The sequence below is a fragment of the Pseudoalteromonas fenneropenaei genome (genome assembly GCF_042643375.1).
In the GTDB taxonomy this organism is placed as follows: Bacteria; Pseudomonadota; Gammaproteobacteria; order Enterobacterales; family Alteromonadaceae; genus Pseudoalteromonas; species Pseudoalteromonas fenneropenaei.
This window is the reverse complement of record NZ_JBHRSD010000046.1, coordinates 13996-35652: the sequence shown is the minus strand read 5'-3', so window position 1 is coordinate 35652 and position 21657 is coordinate 13996. Positions and strand designations below refer to the sequence as shown.

General features: G+C 45.0%; 22 protein-coding genes. 15 read left to right on the top strand and 7 right to left on the bottom strand.

Going from position 1 to position 21657, the window contains the following annotated elements; genetic code table 11:
• Window positions 1-13 precede the first annotated feature (13 nt).
• Together ACFOEE_RS19280 and ACFOEE_RS19275 are read right to left on the bottom strand one after the other, a co-directional pair.
• Window positions 14-1669, bottom strand: coding sequence for a (2,3-dihydroxybenzoyl)adenylate synthase (locus ACFOEE_RS19280; protein WP_377128343.1), 1656 nt, complete (start codon window positions 1667-1669; stop codon window positions 14-16).
• Entirely contained in the window at window positions 1666-2826 is a 1161-nt protein-coding gene (locus ACFOEE_RS19275) for an isochorismate synthase (RefSeq protein WP_377128341.1), read from the bottom strand. The genes ACFOEE_RS19280 and ACFOEE_RS19275 overlap by 4 nt, the downstream gene beginning before the upstream one ends.
• A gap of 260 nt (window positions 2827-3086) precedes the next feature.
• Here ACFOEE_RS19275 and ACFOEE_RS19270 point away from each other — a divergent pair, with 260 nt between their 5' ends.
• The 4 genes from ACFOEE_RS19270 (at window position 3087) to ACFOEE_RS19255 (ending at window position 7888) form a co-directional block, all read left to right on the top strand.
• Window positions 3087-4328: an MFS transporter gene (locus ACFOEE_RS19270; RefSeq protein WP_377128338.1), complete on the top strand. Its 1242-nt coding sequence runs from the start codon at window positions 3087-3089 to the stop codon at window positions 4326-4328.
• A gap of 44 nt (window positions 4329-4372) precedes the next feature.
• Complete coding sequence (locus tag ACFOEE_RS19265; RefSeq protein WP_377128335.1) at window positions 4373-6511, top strand: TonB-dependent siderophore receptor; 2139 nt, start codon at window positions 4373-4375, stop codon at window positions 6509-6511.
• A 102-nt stretch (window positions 6512-6613) separates the two neighbouring features.
• On the top strand, window positions 6614-7180 hold the full coding sequence (locus ACFOEE_RS19260) for an inner membrane-spanning protein YciB (protein WP_377128332.1): 567 nt from the start codon (window positions 6614-6616) through the stop codon (window positions 7178-7180).
• 66 nt (window positions 7181-7246) lie between these two features.
• Window positions 7247-7888, top strand: a complete 642-nt coding sequence (locus tag ACFOEE_RS19255) for a CPBP family intramembrane glutamic endopeptidase (protein ID WP_377128329.1) — start codon at window positions 7247-7249, stop codon at window positions 7886-7888.
• 33 nt (window positions 7889-7921) lie between these two features.
• On the opposite strand, the gene ACFOEE_RS19250 is transcribed toward ACFOEE_RS19255, so the two are convergent.
• Window positions 7922-9346, bottom strand: coding sequence for a sodium-dependent transporter (locus ACFOEE_RS19250; RefSeq protein WP_377128326.1), 1425 nt, complete (start codon window positions 9344-9346; stop codon window positions 7922-7924).
• 175 nt (window positions 9347-9521) lie between these two features.
• Between ACFOEE_RS19250 and ACFOEE_RS19245 the strand changes: the two genes are divergently transcribed.
• The 5 genes from ACFOEE_RS19245 (at window position 9522) to ACFOEE_RS19225 (ending at window position 12594) form a co-directional block, all read left to right on the top strand.
• Complete coding sequence (locus tag ACFOEE_RS19245; protein ID WP_377128323.1) at window positions 9522-9821, top strand: YciI family protein; 300 nt, start codon at window positions 9522-9524, stop codon at window positions 9819-9821.
• 121 nt (window positions 9822-9942) lie between these two features.
• A complete protein-coding gene (locus ACFOEE_RS19240) occupies window positions 9943-10188 on the top strand; it encodes a PepSY domain-containing protein (protein ID WP_377128320.1) in 246 nt (81 codons plus the stop codon).
• Between the two features lie 3 nt (window positions 10189-10191).
• Complete coding sequence (locus ACFOEE_RS19235) at window positions 10192-10866, top strand: response regulator transcription factor (RefSeq protein WP_377128317.1); 675 nt, start codon at window positions 10192-10194, stop codon at window positions 10864-10866.
• Window positions 10860-12203 carry an ATP-binding protein gene (locus ACFOEE_RS19230; protein ID WP_377128314.1) on the top strand — a complete coding sequence of 448 codons (1344 nt, stop codon included), beginning with the start codon at window positions 10860-10862 and terminating at the stop codon, window positions 12201-12203. Before ACFOEE_RS19235 ends, ACFOEE_RS19230 begins: the two co-directional genes overlap by 7 nt.
• Complete coding sequence (locus tag ACFOEE_RS19225; RefSeq protein ID WP_377128311.1) at window positions 12190-12594, top strand: hypothetical protein; 405 nt, start codon at window positions 12190-12192, stop codon at window positions 12592-12594. Before ACFOEE_RS19230 ends, ACFOEE_RS19225 begins: the two co-directional genes overlap by 14 nt.
• Here ACFOEE_RS19225 and ACFOEE_RS19220 read toward each other — a convergent pair.
• Entirely contained in the window at window positions 12588-13625 is a 1038-nt protein-coding gene (locus tag ACFOEE_RS19220; protein WP_377128308.1) for an AI-2E family transporter, read from the bottom strand. The genes ACFOEE_RS19225 and ACFOEE_RS19220 overlap by 7 nt on opposite strands.
• A gap of 94 nt (window positions 13626-13719) precedes the next feature.
• On the opposite strand from ACFOEE_RS19220, the gene ACFOEE_RS19215 reads away from it, so the two are divergent.
• On the top strand, window positions 13720-14613 hold the full coding sequence (locus tag ACFOEE_RS19215) for a TIGR01777 family oxidoreductase (RefSeq protein ID WP_377128305.1): 894 nt from the start codon (window positions 13720-13722) through the stop codon (window positions 14611-14613).
• Here the strand turns inward: ACFOEE_RS19215 and ACFOEE_RS19210 are convergent.
• Complete coding sequence (locus ACFOEE_RS19210; RefSeq protein ID WP_377128302.1) at window positions 14610-15005, bottom strand: hypothetical protein; 396 nt, start codon at window positions 15003-15005, stop codon at window positions 14610-14612. The two genes, ACFOEE_RS19215 and ACFOEE_RS19210, sit on opposite strands and share 4 nt — an antisense overlap.
• A 235-nt stretch (window positions 15006-15240) precedes the next feature.
• On the opposite strand from ACFOEE_RS19210, the gene ACFOEE_RS19205 reads away from it, so the two are divergent.
• From ACFOEE_RS19205 to ACFOEE_RS19195, 3 genes are all read left to right on the top strand, one after another.
• On the top strand, window positions 15241-16098 hold the full coding sequence (locus ACFOEE_RS19205; RefSeq protein WP_377128299.1) for a hypothetical protein: 858 nt from the start codon (window positions 15241-15243) through the stop codon (window positions 16096-16098).
• Between the two features lie 85 nt (window positions 16099-16183).
• Window positions 16184-16594 (top strand): hypothetical protein, encoded by a 411-nt coding sequence (locus tag ACFOEE_RS19200; RefSeq protein WP_377128296.1) that lies wholly within the window; start codon window positions 16184-16186, stop codon window positions 16592-16594.
• A gap of 103 nt (window positions 16595-16697) precedes the next feature.
• Window positions 16698-17612: a M14 family metallopeptidase gene (locus ACFOEE_RS19195; protein ID WP_377128293.1), complete on the top strand. Its 915-nt coding sequence runs from the start codon at window positions 16698-16700 to the stop codon at window positions 17610-17612.
• Window positions 17613-17654: 42 nt separating this feature from the next.
• On the opposite strand, the gene ACFOEE_RS19190 is transcribed toward ACFOEE_RS19195, so the two are convergent.
• A complete protein-coding gene (locus ACFOEE_RS19190) occupies window positions 17655-18245 on the bottom strand; it encodes a CBS domain-containing protein (protein WP_377128290.1) in 591 nt (196 codons plus the stop codon).
• A gap of 323 nt (window positions 18246-18568) precedes the next feature.
• Between ACFOEE_RS19190 and ACFOEE_RS19185 the strand changes: the two genes are divergently transcribed.
• Entirely contained in the window at window positions 18569-19525 is a 957-nt protein-coding gene (locus tag ACFOEE_RS19185; RefSeq protein ID WP_377128288.1) for an FHA domain-containing protein, read from the top strand.
• 62 nt (window positions 19526-19587) lie between these two features.
• Here ACFOEE_RS19185 and ACFOEE_RS19180 read toward each other — a convergent pair whose 3' ends face one another.
• Window positions 19588-20103 carry an Mpo1 family 2-hydroxy fatty acid dioxygenase gene (locus ACFOEE_RS19180; RefSeq protein ID WP_377128285.1) on the bottom strand — a complete coding sequence of 172 codons (516 nt, stop codon included), beginning with the start codon at window positions 20101-20103 and terminating at the stop codon, window positions 19588-19590.
• A 217-nt stretch (window positions 20104-20320) separates the two neighbouring features.
• Here ACFOEE_RS19180 and ACFOEE_RS19175 point away from each other — a divergent pair, with 217 nt between their 5' ends.
• Window positions 20321-21613, top strand: coding sequence for an amidohydrolase (locus tag ACFOEE_RS19175; protein WP_377128282.1), 1293 nt, complete (start codon window positions 20321-20323; stop codon window positions 21611-21613).
• Window positions 21614-21657 lie beyond the last annotated feature (44 nt).

The following is a 21657-nucleotide window of genomic DNA, read 5'->3' as shown; positions in this document are numbered from 1 at the left end:
AATACTCTCTTAATCAATCAGTTGGTAACAATGCACGGTCAGCTGAAGCTGACAGTGTGAGTTGCGACTGCAGGCGTTTTTTATCGACTTTGCCAACCGCCGTGAGCGGTAGCGCATCAACAAACATAAATCGGTCTGGAATTTTGAAGTCAGCAACGCCTCTGCTACGCAGATACTTCCTAAGCTCAATGGTTTTCGGCACAGGGGCATGGCAAACTAGCACCGCACAGCTTTTTTCCCCCATTACCTCGTCCGCTACGCTTAACAACGCAGCAAGTCGAACTTGCGGGTGTGCCATTAGCTCATTTTCAATTTCCTGAGCGGCGATTTTTTCTCCGCCTCGGTTGATTTGATCTTTAATTCGACCGCTCACCAGCAATGAGCCATCCTCAAGCACGGTCACTAAGTCGCCGGTGTGATAAAAACCTTCGTCGTCGAATGCCAGCGCGTTGTGGTTTGGCGCAGCAAAATAGCCCCGTACGGTGTACGGTCCCCGAGTTAGGAGCGCGCCAGTTTGGCCAGGAGGTACGGCAAGACCAGCCTCGTCCACGACCCGTATCTCATCTGCCGGGCTCATAGGTCGACCTTGCGCACGTAACCGCAACGCCAAAGGATCGGATAAACGCGTGTAGTTGACTAAGCCCTCAGCCATACCAAACACTTGTTGCAAATGCACCCCCAGTTCTGGTTCTACACGCTTAGCAACGTGTTCACTTAAGCGTGCGCCACCTACTTGCAAATACTGTAAACTGCGCAGCGCTTCTTGGTGCTGCGGCGCAAATTCGAGCCATAAAATAACCGCTGGCGGCACTAATGCTGCCCAATTGACTTGGTGAGCGGCTATTAATTTAAAGCAACTTGCAGGGCTTGGGTCGGGCGCCAACACGACACACCCCCCAGCATAAAATGCCCCTAGGGCACCGGGTGAACTGAGCGGAAAGTTATGCGCCGCAGGTAAAGCACAGAGATAACGGGTACTGGAATTCCATTGGCATACCGCAACGCTCTGGCGAATGCTGTAGTAATAGTCATTATGAGTACGGGGAATAAGTTTAGGTGTGCCAGTTGAACCACCCGAAAGCTGGAAAAACGCCACTTCATCGGCTGCAGTGGGTTTAGGGCGATAAATGCTCGGTGCATCGTAGGAGGCAGAGCAGCTCAATATCGTATTTAACCCCACACCAAAGGGACTATCGCCTTCCACCACGATCTCGCTGATACTCGGTACGGCTTGACATAGTTGGTCACAAAATTCGCGGGTTTTAAACAGTGAATGACGCGAGGAAACAATCAGTAACTTAGGTTGTACTTGGTTTGCATAAGCGAACAAGTCCATACGACCATGATTAAACAGCGCATTCACTGGTACCACGCCGATTTTCAGCAAGGCAAAAAAGCATACATAGAACTCGACTCGATTCGGCAATTGCACTAGCGCTCGGTCGCCACTTTGCAGCCCGCGTAACTGTAGATAATTGGCTAATCTGTCCGACCATATATCAAGCTGACTGTAGCTGACTTGCCGACTCTCACAGATCACTGCGATGGCATCGCGTTTTGCTTGAACTTGGCGCTCCAAAATATCGCTTAGCGGTAAATCCAACCAATAGCCTTGCTTGCGATACTCGGCTGCCAACTCTGCCGGCCAAGGGGTAAATGGGACCTTCATCGCGCTCCCTCCAGCACCCGTAGCATAGTGCCAAGTTTGGCTTGCGTTTCGAGATACTCAGCGCTGGGATCTGACTGCGCAACCACACCAGCGCCAGCAAATAAGGTGACTTTATCCGCTTCGACTTTTGCGCAGCGAATAGTCACTGCCCATTGTCCATTCCCTTGGCTGTCCATCCAACCAACCGTGCCAGTAAAATGTTCACGCTCAAATGGTTCAAGTTGCTCTATGGTGGTTCTGGCTAAATTAGTCGGTGTGCCACACACCGCTGGTGTTGGATGTAAACGGGCTAACACTTCTGGCAAGCGAATTTGCTCGCTTTCTAGCTGACCGGCTATCCGAGAAGACAAATGCCACAACTGAGGTGTACTGATCAGGCTCGGAGCGGCAGGCACTTCAAGCGCACAACAGTAAGGCCCAAGTGCAGCTTTCACTTGCTCAATCACAATGGCATGTTCATGATTGTCTTTCAGTGAGTTTAGGAGCTGCGCTGCAATCGCTTGGTCATGCTGGGGCTCTAACACTCGCTTTGCCGTCCCCGCTAACGGGTTACTGCACACCTGCGCGCCGCGCTTTTCAAGTAATAACTCGGGTGATGCCCCCACCCAGTGGGTATTGAGATCATCTTGCATCACAAAATGATAAGCATGGGGATTTTGCTCGATTAATTGCAATAACATTGACCAAGCGCACAATGGCACATCAAGCGCGGCCTGTAACGTTCGTGACAATACGACTTTATCAAGCGCGGTGTGCTGCAATTGGTAGACCGCATTCGACACCGCTTGTTCAAAATGCTGCTTGGTTGGAACTTCTTGCCACGCCAGCGCCTGAGTTGCCTCCACTGGCTTGACTAAATCTGATTTAAGCAATTGAACTAACTGACTTTTTGAAAAGCGCCGAACTTTGAGGGGAATATGCAAAGACGCCTTATCTGTGTGGCGAAATGGTAAACACCCCATCACCAACGGCGCTTCAACTCCAGACTCTTGAGCGCGTTTAAACGCATCGTCAAGCCACGCTTGCAGATGTTGCGGCTGTGCACTGCCGCGATAGCGGGCGAATTCCCCTTCACAGAGTAAAAACACTTTCCCATCAGAGAACAGCGACAATCGTGCTGGCTGAGATGAAGTAGACACAGGGATTGAAGACTGCATTGGGCATCATTTCCTTGAGGTTTCCTAACAGAGGTCCATATGTTAGCAGGCTGACAATTGCTTAGTAAATAGAAATTGTTCTCATTTTTATTTTCATAAACAAACTAAGCATTTCTGCCAGTTGCACTAGGAAATGTCCCTGTTTTTACACAAATTTCAGTAAACCCTCTTGAATTTCATTTAATAACGATTATTATTTGCATTCCCATTTTCAGCACAAAATCATACTTCTTTGTGCCAACCAAGGATCGAACAACACAATGCAAACGCCACTCTCAGCATCGCTAAATCAGCGTGTCGTACTGAATTTAGCCATTCTGGTCAATATCTTATCTATCGGCAGTTTTATGATGGTGATGCCGATGGGCCCAGATTTCAGTCTTGCCCTTGGCATGCCGGCTGAACACACTGGCTATTTAGCGGGCGGCGCAACATTTGCTGCGGCTTTAATTGGCTTTCTTTGTGCCCCATTTTTAGATAAGTTCGACCGCAAACAAGTCTTGGTAAGCTGTTTGTCTCTTAAATTCTTACTTATCTTGTGCTGTGCTTTTGCTACCTCGCCTTGGCAGCTAATCACGTTATTTGTGCTGTCAGCGTGTTTTAGCGGCCCTGCTGGTGGTGTGTTGATGGCAGCTATCTTAGATGTGACCCCTGTGGCCTATCGTGGTCGCGCCATGGCGATGATGGCGAGTGGATTCTCAATTGCGGCCATTATCGCAGTACCAATGACGCTGGAGTTGGTTGCACGACTCAACTGGCAAACTGCCTTTTATGGCTTTGGTGGTTTAGGTTTGCTGTTAGTTGCGGTATTACAATGGCGCTTTCCATCACTTACCGCGCATCAAAGCGCTGCGCAGCACAATAATGTGCCCGCACAATTAATAACTAACCCCGCATTTCGCTTTGCATGTGCCATCGCTGCAGTGCAAATGTTCGGGCATTTTCTGCTTATTCCACACTTTTCGAGCTATTTTCAATTCAACCTTGGCTTTGCCCGCAATAGCATTTCCAGCCTGTATTTGTTTGGCGGTCTGGCAAGTTTGCTGGCACTGCAACTGAGTGGCCGTTTACTGGATAAAGGCCATGGCTTAGCCCTGATTTGGTCGATGTCGCTACTTGCAGCCTTAGTGGTCATTATCGGCTTAGTATTTGGTGCCATGCTCAGCGTTTATGCCTTCTTTATTATTTTTATGGCCGCCAGCACGGTACGCAGCAGTTCAACCTCAGCTTTGTTATCCAGTATTCCTGCGCCGTATCAACGTGCTGCTTATATGTCTTATCAGGCTACCGTTGCCAATATTGCTTCCGGCCTCGGCGCTCTGTGCAGTGCGCTGTGGCTTAGCACCAATAACGCGCAACAACTACAAGGATTAGAACAGCTCGCGGTCTTGGCTGCACTGTGTTTACTGTGTGCGCCTGTGCTGGTGCACATCACGGTAAAACGGTTTTTAGCCCCTTGTGATCAATCTCAAGCAACCCACTCACTGGCAACGAACGATTAGTTCTGCGTCAATTTTGTCAACATAACGATTAGATAGAAATCAACATGACTCACAGAAAACTTGGAATTCGCACCACCACGCTTGTTTATTCTGCCGTTCTTACCGCGCTTAGCCCGCTCGCATGGGCCGAAGCCGGTGATGAAAACATCGAAGTGATCCAGATCCGTGGAGAAGCCATTAGTAAAGGCTACACCTCTGGCGAGGCCAGTATCGGTTCAAAAGGTGTCGCGTCAATAAAGGAAACGCCCCACTCTATCTCAGTGGTAACAGAACAACGTATTCAAGATCAGCGTCTAATCAAATTAGATGATGCACTAGGTAGCGTCAACGGCGCACGTGTTATGGCTAATAACCAAGGCCGTTCATCGGTCCTTGTGCGTGGTTATGAACTAGACGAATACCTTATTGATGGCCTGTCTGTGCCACTGTCTTCACTGCATGGCAATTTGCCAGATATGGCGATGTTTGAACGCGTCGAAGTGATGAAAGGCCCAGCCGGATTATTCGGTGGTACCGGCGAACCAGGCGGTACGGTTAACCTTATTCGTAAGCGCGGTAAAGAGGAATTTGACTTATCAACCTCAGCGACTTTGGGTTCATGGAATACACGCGCGTTTATGTTGGATGTGACCGACGCTTTAACAGCAGACAAAAGTATTCGCGGCCGTTTTGTGTACTCCATGCAGGACCGTGAATCTTTTGTCGATGTAGTGGCTGAGGATACCGACTTGTTCTACGGCGTGCTGGACTTTAGCTTGACCGATAATACCGAACTGTCAATTTCCTTTAACCGCGAAACCAAGGACATGGTGCCATCAAACGGGGTGCCAACCTATACCAACACCGCCCCTAATGCGCCTGAATATGCGGAGTTTATCGACTTACCACGCAGCACTTTCTACGGTTCAAAAGACAACTACTTTACTAGCACCGCAAACGACCTTTTTATCGGTTTGGAACACTGGTTTAGCAATAGCACTAAACTTAAGTTCACCTCGCGTGTCTCACAATTTGAATCCGATTTTGAATATCTTTACTCTTATGCTGAAGTACCAAAAGGGGGTAATCAAGTCGAACTTGCCGGGATCAATATGGATTATGAGCAAGAGACCAAGTCTTTCGATTTACACTTAGTATCGCTGTTTGAGTTAAACAACCTAACCAGCTCAGTGGTCATAGGTGTCGATTATCGTAATGACGACACCTTACAAGAAAGAGGTAACGGCAGCACAGATCAAGTCGTCGATTTGTTTAACCCCAATCACGACCTAGCCCGCGCCACATACAGAACTACCTTAACCGATGCGCACCCGGTTGAAAAAGGACTCTACATTCAATCGCGACTCAATCTATTCGAGGACGCTATTTTTGTTTTGGGTGGCCGTTTAGCATCTTTCGAAAAACCAGTTATCGAGAGCAATGCCCGTGGCAGTACAGCGCAAGAAGAGTCGATTTCGGGGCAATTTATTCCTAACTTAGGTTTTGTTTACAACATTACCGACGAACACTCGTTTTACATGAGTCATAGTGAAATTTTTAGCCCCCATGGCACGCTCGACCCAGAAACCAATGAGTTCTTCGCCCCACGTGAATCAAAACAGTTTGAAATCGGTTTAAAAAGTGAACTCGCCGCAGGGGCAATAAATGCCACGGTGAATTACTTTGATTTAGTAGACACCAACAACATCTCCGCGCGTCGCACACGCGAAGGGATTGTTTATACACCGCTACGCGATACCGAAATTCACGGTGCGGAATTTGAAGTCAGTGGCAACGTCTTCAACAACTTAGAAGTCTATGCCGGTTACTCCTTTACGCGCACTAAGTTCCGTGCGGATGCATTACGTAGCGCGGTTTACAGTACTGCGACGCCAAAACATCAGTTTAGCTCTATCTTCCAATATACCCTAGCTGCCTTTGGCTTACCTGAGTTGCGTTTGGGTTACGGGTTTAAGTTTATGAGCGACTTTTACTCAGACGGTTACTACCAAAAAGTAATGCAACCAAGTTATGCCGTGCACGACTTATATGCCAAATACTCAGTCACCAAACATGTAGATATTGCGCTCAAAGTCAATAATTTAACTGACAAGCACTACTACAACCGAGTTGGGGTTGAAAGCCTCTTTAACTTTTTCGGCGAGCCGCGCAACTATAGTTTAACCGCCAGCTATCATTTCTAAGCCTCATTAAAGAGCAGTTCACGCTGCTCTTTTTCAGCCTGTTCTTGCACTTCTTGACGCAACTTGGTACAAACGCAGGAAATTGTATAATAGTGAATCTGTATGGCTTTATTACTTGAATACCTTCCGCTCATTCTATTTTTTGTCATTTACAAAACTGTCGATATTTTTTGGGCTACAGGCGTACTTATCGTTGCTGCGCTGGTGCAGTTGGTTTATTACAAAGTTTCTCAAGGTAAAATCGAAAAGCGTCATTGGATCTTTGCTGGTGTCGCACTGGTTTTAGGTGGCATGACCTTAGTATTCCATGACGAGCAGTTTATTCAATGGAAAGCGACCATCATATATGCCCTACTCGGTTCAGCTCTGGTCATCAGCCAATTGCTGTTTAAAACTAACTTAGTGCAAAAAGCCCTAATGGGGATTTTATCTTCAGTACAAGAAGAACAAAAGGTCACCATAGACATACCTAGTTCGGTATTCAATCAATTGCTGATCTTCTGGGCAATATTGCTTTATGGCATCGCAGCCTTGAACTTATACGTTGCATATCACTATTCTTTAGATGTGTGGGTGAACTTCAAAGTATTCGGACTGATGGGTATTACGTTTGTTGCTATTTTGCTGACAATGTTCAAAATTTATAAGTACTTACCCGAAGAAAAGTAGCTGTCACATAATTGTCGTCTTGTCTCGGTAAGCTCACACCAACTAAGCTTATGAGACGAGGCGAGTTTGAACGCAAACCAATATCGCTGGTGCGAATTACTGATTGTTTTCTTTGGTCTTCCCTTACTCGCCTACCAATTTCGCAATAACCTCAGTAACTGGTTGCTGCCTGCACTCATAGTGTTAATGGCTATCTGTGCTTTCTTGCTCCTGACCGACCCGCATTTTAAGCGCTTTCGACTGACCACTTTAGGTACTTTCTCAGTCGTCAAACACCGTTTGTTTACTTCCTTTTTAATCGGTGCACTGTTTTCTGGCATGCTGTATGGGCTTATCAACCAAGACAACTGGTTTAGTCTACCAAGGCAATCTCCCGTTGATTGGCTAAGGTTATTGATTGTCTATCCGCTTCTTTCCGTACTGCCACAGGAACTTATCTTCCGTAGTTATTTTTTCCATCGTTACAAACGAATTATCCCAGCCAAAAGCCATCGTATCGTATTAAGTGCGCTGGTGTTTGCCCTCGCGCATTGTGTGTACGATAACTTAGTTGCCATTGGCTTGTCGTTTTTAGGTGGGTTACTGTTTGCGTATACCTACGCCAATAGCCGCAGTTTATTTGTCTGTGTGTTGGAACACAGTCTGTGGGGGCTGTGGATCTTTACGCTTGGCTTAGGGACTTACTTAGACTCTGGGGCAAAATGGTAGTAGTGCAGCAGATGCTTCACTACTACCCAAGAGTTAGAAGCCAAACAGGCTAGTGGCAAAAAACTTAGTTGCTATGGTATTGATTAGAATGGCCAATAAAATCACAGGAATAAAAGTCGAGAGCGAGAAGTTGACATATTTTTCCATAAAGCTGCCGCTGTAGCTGTCACAGCCTTGCGATAACTCTTCCGACAGTTTGGCCTTTTTCCAACGATACATAGTGAACAAACACACCATCAAACCATTGAGCGGTAAAATGGTATCGTAGAAAATATCATACACCACATCAAACATGCTCTTATCTGCACCACCATAGCTGGTGAACTTAGTTAACCACTCCACCATACCAAATGACATGGTACACATCACAGTTAAAATACCGATAGAACCTGCCAGTACTAGTAGTGCTTTTTGACGGCTCAATTTTGCTTCTTCAATTAAAGTTGCAGTCGGCACTTCCACAATGGAGACTAACGAGGTAATGGCCGCAAAGAACACTAACAGGAAAAATACAGCCGCAACGGCAGAAGCGCCAACATAGCCAATATCAGCTTGAAGTGCGAGCAACAGCTTTGGCAAATACACGAAAATCATCGATACAGACGAGTCAGAAAGCTCGTCAGGATTGGTATTTGGGTTAAAGCTAAATATCGCCGGTAACACCATTAGACCAGCAATAAATGCCACCATAGAATCGGTCACCGCGACCATTTTTGCGCCACTGACGATGTCATCTTTCTTGGAAATATAAGACGCGTAGGTAATCAAAATACCCATACCCAAAGACAATGAGAAAAACGCTTGAGACAGCGCACCATTCAGCACACTGGCGTTCAGTTTTGAGATATCTGGTACCACATAGAAACGCACCCCAGCCCAAGCATTGTCGAGCGTTAGTACATAAATAACCAGTCCAATCAAAAGAATAAAAAGCGCAGGCATTAATATTTTCGAGGCTTTTTCGATACCCTGCTTGACGCCGCCAACCAGAATGAAATTAACGATCAGCGCAACTCCAACCATATACCAAAACACACTGTATTGGTTGATGAATTCACCAAAGTGACTCGGGCTTGCCAATTTATCTAAGTTGCCAAACACCGTCTGTGCTAAATAACCAAAAATCCACACTGTGATCACCATGTAGAATACGGCAATCATAAACGGCGTGATCACCGCAAGTAAGCCAGCAAACGACCATTTGCGATCTTTATCAGATAATTTCCGGTAAGCGCCATAGGGGTCTTTTTGTGCCTTACGGCCCATCGCCATTTCCGCAATCATCACAGGTAAACAGATAAATGCCACAAACAAGGCATAAACAAGAAGAAACGCACCACCACCATTTTTAGTTGCTGATACGGGAAAGCCAACTAGGTTACCAATCCCCACCGCTGAACCTGCCGCGGCGAGAATGAAACCCAAGCGAGAGCTAAAGTGCTCACGATTGCTACTCATTAGACTACCTTATTATTATTGTTCCAATATCCGGCCGACTCTACCAGTCTTGTAGTGCCTGTTTCAAGTGTTATCGGGGAATCGCTGCAGGAAAACTGGCGTATTTCGTTTACATTTACTTACTGTGCAGACTAATATAACGGGGTTTAAACCTGATTAACCCCAAGGAAAATCCATGCTGTATATGATTTATTCTGTTGACGTAGAAAACTCATTGGAAAAACGTTTGGCGACCCGCCCGGCGCACCTCGCCCGTTTGCAACAACTCAAAGAACAAGAGCGCCTGTTTGCGGCTGGCCCGCTTCCGGCTATTGATAGCGAAGATCCAGGTGCAGCAGGATTTACTGGTTCATTAGTCATCGCAGAGTTTCCGTCGTTGCAAGCCGCACAAGAATGGGCCAATGACGACCCTTACCTTGCTGCTGGGGTCTATCAGCAAAGTATCGTGAAGCCTTACAAACGAGTATTGCCTTGATTCAGGCAAAGTTCAGAGCATGGACTCTAAGCTGTAGCAAAAGTGACATTATACCAGTGGTGAAAAGCGCTGCAGTATCGCCCTTTTCGCTCCACCTAACTGAATTTTGGTGAGGTACAAAGTGAAATATTTACTTATGCTGGCAGTCGCGGCGAGTTTATTCATCACATCTCCTATGGCATTGGGCTTCACTGATGACGCGATTACCAAAAAACAGGCTGTTGAATTGGCCTTAAAAGAATATAAAGGTAGAACGCTCAAGATTTCCGACCACAACGATTACTATGTCGTACGCATTTTGCAGGATGATGGTCGTGTTATTGACGTTCAAGTAGATAAAAAAACGGGTGAAGTAAGAAAGGATTAGCCAATGCGCATTTTAGTAATTGAAGACGATTTACACTTAGCTGATAACTTACGCAATGCACTAGAAAAAGAACGCTATAGTGTTGACGTATGTCATGATGGTGAGTCAGGCTTATTCCATATTAAAGAATACCCGCTCGATATGGCCGTAATTGACTTAGGTTTGCCAAAGTTAGATGGTATCCAACTGATTAAACAAGCTAGAGCGGCGGAAGTAAACATTCCGATTCTGATCCTCACTGCCCGTGACCGCTGGCAGGACAAAGTGGAAGGTTTAGATGCCGGAGCTGATGATTATTTAACTAAGCCATTTCATGTCGAAGAATTGATAGCACGCTGTAACGCCTTGATCCGTCGTAGTGCTGGACAATCAAACCCAGAAATTGCCATCGGCCCAATTCGCTTAAACACCCGCTCACAACAAGTGTGGGTCAATGATGCTGAAATGAGCCTAACGGCTTATGAATACAAAGTGCTTGAGTACTTGATGGTCAACCCACAAAAAGTGATTTCTAAAGCGGAACTCACAGAACATATTTACGACCAAGATTTCGACTTAGATTCAAACGTAATTGAAGTGTTTGTCTTGCGCTTGCGCAAAAAGCTCGACCCTAGTGGTGAGCTAAACCCTGTAGAGACGTTACGTGGCCGAGGTTACAGGCTGAAAACACAGTGGTAACTAGTGCTAAAATTTCGCTCAAAATAAGACAAGGATTTATCCTTGTCTTTGTGCTTGTGGTGGCCTTACCAACCTTGTTCTTTTCGATGGGCAAGGCTTACTACGCATCTTTGGTTGAAGCGACCCATAACACCTTAGAAGCCCATCTTTACTCGCTTATCTCTGAAGTCGAGTTTTTAGATGATGGTATTGGCATGCCCCGCAGTATCTTAGCACCTGAGCTAAATCGCATTAACTCAGACACTTACGCCTTTATTTATCAAGGCGAGCAATTGGTTTGGTACTCAGAATCTGCAGTGAATATTACCATCTCGCCAGAATTTTCCGACCTCCAAGCTGGAGCTTCAGATTTTCGCCGCGTTGACTATCAAGGTATCGCCTATTGGCAATTAAGTCTGACAGTAATTTTAGGTAATGCCGAACATTCCCAGCAAGCCAACTTTATTCTCCTCAAGCAAAATTCCGCGCTGCTGGAGTTAATGGGTCGTTTTCGTGATTCGTTGGTCACTTGGATGTTGATCATGGGCGTGGTTATCGCTGCATTGATGGCGATAGGCTTTATCTGGAGCGCACGTCCATTGCAGCGTCTTGACCGTGAAATTAAAGCGGTTGAGGCTGGTAAGCGTGAACGTATCACAGGGCTTTACCCAATAGAATTACAGACTATTAAGTTAGATTTAAATTTGCTGCTCGAATCGCAACAAAGGCAAAAAGAGCGTTATCGTGCTTCATTAAGCGACTTGGCGCATGCACTCAAAACACCGCTCGCGGTACTAAAGTCAAGCCCGCTTGCCAGAGATGCAGACGCACAAGAGCAACTTGATCGTATCAATGCGATGATAGAGCATCAGTTAAAGCGTGCGGCGACCGGCGCTTCAGATACGTGGAAGAAACAAACCTTAGTTGCACCTGTGATTGAATCTATCCTCAATGCAATGCGTAAGGTGTATCACGATAAACAAATTGAATTTAATGTCGATTGCCATGAAAGGCTGGCGTTTTTAGGTGATAAAACCGACTTAATGGAGATCCTCGGCAATTTAATCGACAATGCCTGTAAAGCTTGTAACAAACGAGTCGATATTCAAGGGCATAGATTAAAGAATAAAGATATTTATGTTAGCGTCAGCGATGATGGCCCAGGTGTGCCGCTAGAAAAACGCGACGACCTACTCGCCCGTGGTAAACGCCTTGATACTTATGAGGCGGGTCATGGCGTAGGAATGGCGATTGTTGCTGATCTGGTCAGTGCGTATCACGGTGAGCTTATTATTGGTGAGTCCGAGCTTGGCGGTGCACAATTTACGGTAGAATTTAAACAAGATGAAAATCAATAAGTTTTTAATGCCTTTGGTCCTTTTTGGGAGTAGTTGTTATGCCGTCGAAGGGTTGCGCGATTGTGCTCCCTTAGCCAGTGAACAGCCAGAAAAAGCGAAAAAATACATTCAATGCCTAGATCAAAATATTGAAAAGCTAAAGCAAGAAGAGCAGATCTGGTACCAGAAGCTCACCCTCGACATTCAAAAAATCGAAGAGGAAACGGGCAATACCCAGTTACTACCGATTATTCGCCGCAGCGCCATTAAACAAAAAGAGTACCTTGAAGACAGCTGCCGTTGGCGGTTCTTGCACCAAATGCCAAATCCAACCAAAGCAGCTATTGCTTACAAGCAATGTGAAATTAGCTTATTACAGTCTTATCTCGACGCGTTGCAGATGCCCTATTGAGCATCTGCCGCTTCATCTGTATTACCGAGCATGACCGCCAGCCAGCGCCCGCGCTCGGTGTTTTCCAGCGCAATTTTAACTATCATGGTCAGAGGAACAGACAACAACATTCCTACTGTACCAAGTAACCATCCCCAGAAAATCAATGACAAAAACACCACCAAAGTCGACAAGCCTAAGCCTTTGCCCATATACCTAGGTTCAATGATGTTACCCATCACAGTATTGACCACCACATAGCCAATTGCGACCACCCCAGCCTGCCACGCCCCTAAAGTTACCAATGCCAGTAATACCGCAGGAATAGCGGCAATAATAGATCCAATATTGGGAATGTAATTGAGCAAAAACGCCACGAGTCCCCAAAGAACAAAGTAGTCTAGTCCTAGCGCCCATAAGAACAAACTCACAGCAACGCCTGTTGCTAATGAAACCAAGGTCTTAATTGCCAAATAACTGTTAATTGAATTTAAAAAGCGGTCAATGGCCTGCATTTTCATTTCTGGATCATCTAACGCCAAATGGACTTTCTTATGTAGCATAGGTGCTTCAAACAACATAAACACCACGGTCAGTAAAATTAGGAAAATGTTTGCCATTACGCCACCAAATCCGGCTAGCATAATGGTCGCAACATCAAACAACTGACTGGGATCAAAGAGTTTTAACAATTGTTGTTTGTCGATTGGTACGCCATATTGCGCTGCCCAATTGACTAGCCACACAAACTTGTCTTGTAATTGGGCTTTATATTCAGGTAATTGCTTGGAAAAGTCGTTGACCGACTGCCCCACTAAACCCGCAATACTGAAAGTCACACCAACCACCATCATAATAATGAGCACAATTGCTAAGCCTTTAGGAATACGGAACTTTCCTAACGCATGCAGTAGAGGGCTGCAAATAATGGCAATAAATGCAGCCAATATAAATGGAGTTACAATTTCAGAAGCCAGTTTAATACCAGCAAAAATGATCACCAAACACGCCATTACTAGCAATGAACGATGTGCACCAGAAAATTGCGTCATTGTTTTTCCTTACAACTGAATTAATCCAAAGTCTAAAGTAATTGCGTATAAACTAAAATGGATACGTCACTATCATTTCACGGTGAGGCAAAAAATGAAAATTTTAATTACAGGTGCCACTGGACTCATTGGTCGTGCTTTGTGCCATGTTCTTCAAGATCACAATTTAGTTGCGCTTAGTCGCGATGCGAAGAAAGCGCGCAGCTGCTTGCCAGCCAATACCACAGTGATCTCTTCATTAGAAAGCGTGGATTTCAATACCCTTGACGCCATTATTAATCTCGCTGGTGAACCAATTGCAGAGCGTCGCTGGACTCAGAGCCAAAAACAGCGCATTTACTCAAGCCGAGTCACCTTAACTCGTACTATCAGCTTGAAGATTAAAGCTGCGACACGTAAACCTGAAGTGATGATCTCAGGCAGCGCAATTGGCTACTATGGTAGACAACCCAGTAACCTTCTGATTGATGAGTCATTCGGAGATTTTCATGACGAATTTTCTCATCAACTTTGCCGTGATTGGGAAAACGCTACCCATACAATTGATCCCAGCACTAGAGTTTGTATTTTGCGCACTGGCATTGTGCTTAGCAAGCAAGGTGGGGCAATGGCCAAACTCAAACCCCAATTTCAGTTTGGCCTTGGGGGTAAAATCTCGGATGGCGAACACATAATGTCATGGATCCATATCGACGATATGGTCAACGCCATCGTGTTTTTACTCACTAACGAAAATTGTAGTGGCGTCTACAATCTCACTGCGCCAAATCCGGTAAACAACCTCGCTTTTAGTCAAACCCTCGCCGCTACACTGGCAAGGCCTTGCTGGTTTACCACTCCCGCTTGGCTACTGAAGCTGCTGTTTGGTGAAATGGCAGACTTGCTTATCTTTGGTCAGGCTGTTATTCCGCTGCGATTACAACAAGCTGGATTCCAGTTTAGATACCCGACCTTAGACACGGCATTGGCGCAACTGTATGGTGCTTAGGACAGCTCACTTTCCAATAAAATTAACGCTTGTTGCTCTTTATCATGTAATTTGCCATCCGCACCGACCACTTGCTCTGCAAGTTTAACAGCCAGTTCACGCATTGGCGCATCCACTATGTGCTTCATACGGTGTTGAATAAAGGACTCAACTTCACCTGATTGCACGGCAAGAATACATTTACCTTTCATATCGGTAATGTAATCATTTAAAGAAATCACTGAATGCCAATCTAGCGATTCAGCAAAACGTCTAACTACCCGCTCCTCTTTAATCGTGATCATGCCATCAACAGCCATAAAGAGTAAGGCAATGTCGAGCAGTGACTCTTTTTGCAACTGCTCAATGCTGATCCCCATATCAAAGTGATTTAGTAGCTGTTCAAATTTCATTTTTTATTTCCTTTATGCTTTGATGATAACGTTTCTCGCACAACTTAAGCGACATTTTCGCCACAGAGCAAACTGTTAATGTTTGGTTATAGCAGCTTTTTTGCTGAGCAAAAATAAACCAAGTGGATGATATTTTTTCATCTTGCCTAATCCCAATTTTTAGACTTTATCTTCAGAACTGGCGCCAAATCCGCTAACAGCTAGACTTAATTAGGGATTATTTTTCGAGGTCATCATGCGATTCGTCATCAGTATTAGTTTGTGTATGAGTTTTAGCTTGGCGCAAGCACTCAGTAACCCTGTAACTATTACTGTCGAAAAAGACATTTATGAATATGCGCAAGCAATACTCGCAGATAAAACGCCCAGTACTATCGAACATTTTACCCAAGCGCATTGTCAGCGTGATGTGGTCGATTTTATCTTAGTACAACGGGCATTAAGTTTAGGTGGCAGCCAACTGACCTTTGAGTATGAACTTGGTAACTTTGATGCGCGCAATATAAAATTGCTAACTGATGGGCATTTATTGATAAGTTTTGACACCATATGGCTTGAAGAAGCAAAACAATATGACCATGCTGTGTATATTTCCGACCCGATTATTCGCCAAGGTGAATATTTTTCTGGGGTATTTACAGCGCCTCACCTCAGTCAAGCTATAGCAGCCAAGATAAAATATGACCTGAGTGAGGTTTCCGTCGTGTCTAGCAGCGCGTGGTATGCGGACTGGAAGACCTTAACCGCGCTCAACCCAAAACAGTTAATCGACGAATCAGATTGGATTGCCATGGCCAAAATGGTGAGTCGAGGTTGGGTTGATGTCATGTTGGTATCTTTTACCAATCAGCAGCCATTTCAATATCAAGGTACTGGCTACCATATTGTGGCTATTTCTGACTTAAAAGTCGCGCTAGCAGACAGCCGCCATTTTATAGTGTCAAAAATACATCCACTAGGCCCTGAAACATTTGCAGCATTGCAGCGAGGGTTGCAACAATTGAGAGAGTCTGGTTTTATTGAAAATGCATATCGAGAATGCGGTTTTTTTAATAGCAGCATTGCAAACTGGCGAACTTTAGCAGTTAAATAGCAAAACATTATTACCTCCATAATTCCTCCATTTTATTGCCTTATCTTCAAAAAAGTCGAGAACTACGAAGAAAGGACGATTAAGAATGAGAGAGCTAAAGTTACAAATCAACACGGCGTTTTACCTGTTTTTATTCCTAAGCGCAGCGCTTGTATGGGGATTGGGCCTAGTCTTTAATACCATGCATATTGATTTTGCCTATAGCATTCAAATGGTGATTTCCGTGCTAATTGTATGCTTTTGTATCTTTAACTTGAGCTTGTCAATTGCTGGACAATGCAAAGCGGTATTTTGTAAACAAGGCCTGTATTACGTCAATATTTTTGGCCGTCGCCGTTACATAGTTGCAGAGCAAATTGTGTCTTTGCAGGTGCGCAGTATTTGTGGCATTAAAGTCACCCGTATCAAAATGACCGAAAGCACGTTAATCCTATTCGCATTTAAACCAAATCACAGTCAACAAGAACAACTACGCGAGTTTGGTTATCCCATTTAACCCAAGCAAATTGCACTCCATCGTTATTCTCGCAACATCACTTGCTAAGAGGTCTGTTCCCTCTTAGCATGGTGAGCACCTGAAGTTATTACTTTTTCGAACTATGACATCAAGCTATCCAATCGGCATTGCAGGACAACCGTGGACCACAGAGCACAAAACACAGTGGCACAAAGCACAAATTTTGCACCGCAGCTACCAACAACAAGTCGTTGAACCACTTTTGGCACTCAGTGAGCAGTTTTGCATTGAGCAATATGGCGAGCTCAGTTACCAGCAGAACTATCCTCTTTATGTTGCCTTCAGTAAAAACTGGCACAGCGATAAGCCTGCGATTTTAGTCACAGGTGGTGTACACGGCTACGAGACTAGCGGAATTCATGGTGCTTTAGCATTTTTACAGCACCACGCGAGTCGTTACGAAGACAACTTTAATATTGTGGTATTTCCATGCCTAAGCCCGTGGGGCTATGAAACGATTAATCGTTGGAACCCCGCCGCGCTTGATCCCAATCGTTCGTTTTACCCGCAAAGCCCAGCACCTGAAGCAGCACAGTTTTTACAAACCTTGGCAAATAAACAGTGGCAGTTCGTGATGCACATTGATTTGCATGAAACCACCGACACTGATAACTCAGAGTTTCGCCCAGCCTTAGCAGCACGCGATGGCAAAGAGAATCATAACTGGAATATTCCTGACGGCTTCTATTTGGTGGGCCACAGTGAAAAACCTCAACCACAATTCCAACACGCGATTATCGCTGCGGTTGCTAAAGTGACACATATTGCCCCAGCGGATGAAAACCATTGCTTGATTGGTGTACCTTTAGAACAATTTGGTGTGATCAACTATGATGCTGGAAAACTCGGTTTGTGTATGGGCGCAACTAACGCGCCGTACGTCACAACAACTGAAGTTTACCCAGATAGCGCAACTGCAACGCCAGAAAACTGTATTGCAGGCCAAGTAGCGGCGATTTGTGGCGGCTTAGATTATCTACTGACTTTGCAGCAATAAAAATTAAACAATCATAGATGCGGCGCAATGCGCCGCATCTTATTAAGCTTTGAGTTCATCGTGATTGTGCACGATACTAAAAATCGCTTGAAATGAACGCGCCTTTTCCAAAATATGCATTGGCATATGTAACGCTCTGGCTATATCACTAGCGGAGATCATCCCTCTTAGCAAACCATTTTGATCTACCAATAAAACATGCTGATGACCTAAATCCTTGAGGGTTTCAACAATATCACCAATTTTTGCCCCCTCGACCATTTTGTAAGGCATTGCATGTAGCTCGCGTCTTGAGGTCATTACATCTTCAACGGTAAGATCATTGCGGGTGAGGTTTTTCTTTTGGGCGATAGATAGCACCATGCGCCCAGTCAGATCTTTGGCCGTGACAATACCAAGAAAAGTATCATCATGGTCGACCACTAATTTTGAGCGCACGTGCCCGTTCACCATCATAAACAGCGCATGGTCGATATCGACATCTTTAGCGATGACCTGAGGAAGGCGCCGTGTAAAATCAGTTACTACTTTTAACGCGGAACTAGATAATGTGAGCGGTTCGGAGTCGTAGTTATTACAAAACTTAAATACGTCTTCAAGCATCACGGTTTTAAGTGCACGATATTCACCCATAACAAAACCCCTTAGCTACAGAGCAGAAGCGCAGTTAGACTGCGAAGAAGAGAAAAATGCGGGGCATTTGCTGACGTCCCATTTTAACTATGGAACATCACTTTGTACTGTGCAAGTCGTTGATTCAATTTTAGAGCTGTAAGATGATGTAATCGAAATTTTTAGTGAATTACATTAACATAGTTGGCATAAATGCCAGATCTTGACCCGCTAGCAAGCGGTGGTTTAATTGCGGATAATCAGCACGTAAGATTTGGATAGTGCAGTATCTAATTGACATGGAAGTTCATTTCGTTGTTCGCACACGACAATGAGGAAAGCAAATGGCCTATTTAATAGACGAACAAAAACTCGAAAAAATTTACTTAAAAAGCTACCACACCATAGGTCGGCAAAAAATGAGTGTCGACACGGTATTGGAGGCACCGACTGTCTCTCGTCATCACGCCGTGATAGAGCTCAATGACCACAAGTGGCAGATCCGCGATCTTAGCACCAATGGCGTATGGCTAAACGACCGTAAACTGGATAAAAACTTGCCATACGAGCTGTCGATAAACGATAAAATTGATTTTGCAGCTCCTGGCGAAAACTCCTTTGTCGTAGCCAATCTAGATGAGCATAGTCGCTTTTTGATCTCGCAAGGGCTAAAGAAGCAGGTCATCAATGTCAGCGACCAATTGCTATTGCCAGATGAAAATAACCCAGAATACATTTTGTTTTTTGATAAAATCATGAACTACTGGTTTATCGAAAACCTCACCAACAGCGACCGCCAAGCCTTATTTGACGGTGCTTTGATCAGTTTGTTTGGTGAGCAATGGTTGTTTTACGCTTCAAATGCCAGCAAACCGACCGAAGAGATGTTGCAACCAGAACAAGTAGCACCTTGTACGCTGCAATTTAGTGTCAGTCAGGACGAAGAAAATACCCAACTTATCGTTACCTTAGACGCCAAAGAGTACGATTTAGGCACGCGTAGCCATCATTATTTACTACTACTGTTAGCCCGCATCCGCATTGAAGACAAACATAATGGCTTGGAGCTAAACCAACAAGGTTGGCAATACCGTGAAGATTTAGCAAAATCGCTTGGTATTCAAATGAATCATATGAATATTATGCTACACCGTGCACGTAAACAGCTGGCCGACTTAACTGAGCAAGGCGCACCGGATCTGAGTTTTTTATTGGAAAGCTACTTTGGTAAAATTCGTCTTAATTGTCAGAATTTGACCATAATGAAAGGCTCAAATTTAGAAACTCGCATGACTTTTTAACCTCTAAGTGCCAGCGGCGTCTCTACCCTGGCACTTATTTCCTAGCGCTAATCTAGCCAATCTCAGTTACGATAGTCACCTGCTTCCAGAATGATCTGGGCTTCCAATTGTTTAAAAAATCCCAACAAAAACAATAGTTCAACTAACACAAATAATGGTCCTATCACTAAGCCTATCAAGTCATCAACAAAAGCGGGCTTTTTGCCCTCAAAATGGTGGCCAATAAACTGTAGCACCCAACCAAATGCAAATAATAAGGCGCCAAACCACAGTTGATTGAGTGGCAAAAGAGGCAATAATGTGCTTATCAGCCAACCACTTACTGCATACATTAGCAGCAATATCATCAACATTAACACGCCCAGCACTAAGCTCAGGCGCAAATAGTAAGCGCTCGTAATACAAATGGCGATAAGAGCGGGAGTAAAGCTCCACTCATTGAGCGTAATAGTCGGATTGCAGAGCAATAAGACAACGGCTTGTAAAATAAGCGGAATACCAAAAAAATGGGTGAGAATATTACGTCTGTCGCGATGATAGCGCGCGTATTGAACCAGTTGTTGCTCGAGTGATTTCATTTTTTGTTATTTTAGTGAGTAAATACTCTACTCTTTTAATCACTTTATTTTATTGCTGTCAATAACCTCACACTGAAACAGCTCATTATTTCACCTAGCGAAACCTTGTTATAACATAATGATTGCTCTGTTTTGTCTGATTATCACTCACACTCACCGCATTCACTCTTGCAATCGTGTTCTTAACGTTTAGGGTTAAAAGAAAAAGGAAAACCTGATGAAACGTACCTTACTCTGTACCGCGCTCTTCACAGCACTAACTGCGACCACCAACGTTAACGCACAAACTGATATCAAAATAGACGCTAAGCTCAACCAACAAGTCATAGATTGGCGCCGTCATTTTCACCAATATCCAGAGCTCAGTAACCGCGAATATAAAACCAGCGCCTACATAGTTGAACAACTCTCCACTCTTGGTTTAGAAGTGAGTTCAGGGCATGCCCACACTGGCGTAGTGGCAATATTGAAAGGCGCTAAACCCGGCCCGCTGGTTGCACTGCGCGCTGACATGGATGCGCTACCAGTGACTGAACAAGTCGATGTGCCTTTTGCGTCAAAACAAGTCACCGATTACAACGGTCAACAAGTTGGTGTTATGCACGCCTGTGGTCACGACACGCACATGGCGATTTTACTCGGTGTGGCTCACCAGCTGAGTGCGATGCGTGCTGAGTTAACAGGCGATGTGATGTTTGTCTTTCAGCCTGCTGAAGAGGGCGCACCTGAAGGCGAAGAAGGTGGCGCGGCACTGATGCTAAAAGAAGGTCTGTTTAAAAAGCATAAACCTGAAGCCATTTTCGGTTTGCATGTGTCTAATAGTTTGCACAGCGGCAAAATTGGTTACCGTAGTGGCTCTTTGATGGCCAGTGCTGATTCATTTGAAATTACCTTACACGGTAAACAAACTCATGGTTCAAGACCTTGGAACGGCGTTGACCCTATAGTTGCCGCAGCGCAAGTGATCATGGCAACTCAAACCATTGCCTCTCGTCAGGTCGATGTCACTAAAGCCCCTTCCGTCATTTCTTTCGGTGCGGTGAATGGTGGGGTACGCTCTAACATTATTCCCGATGAAGTGAAACTGATTGGTACCATTCGCAGCTTCGACCAAGCCATGCGTGCCGACATCAAAGAGCGTTTGGCATTTACTGCAACCACTGTAGCAAGTGCTCAAGGTGCACAAGCCGATGTGACTATTCACCACGGTTATCCCGTCACCGTCAATGACCCTGCTTTAACTGCACAAATGCTGCCAACCCTGCAACGCGTAGCTGGGCGCGATAACGTCATTGAAGTGCCTCTAGTAACGGGTGCTGAGGATTTCTCTTACTATGCATTAGAAACCCCAGGGCTGTTTTTCTTCCTTGGTGCGACGCCACCTAACACCGCAATTGCAGATTCGGCCAGCAATCACTCGCCGCGTTTTTATGTTGATGAAAGTACTTTAGCAGTAGGCGTTAATGCACTTGCACAATTGACTTTTGATTACTTACAACAAAAACAATAACCGTTATGCCAGTCAGGAAGGAATATACTGACTGGCAATTTCGT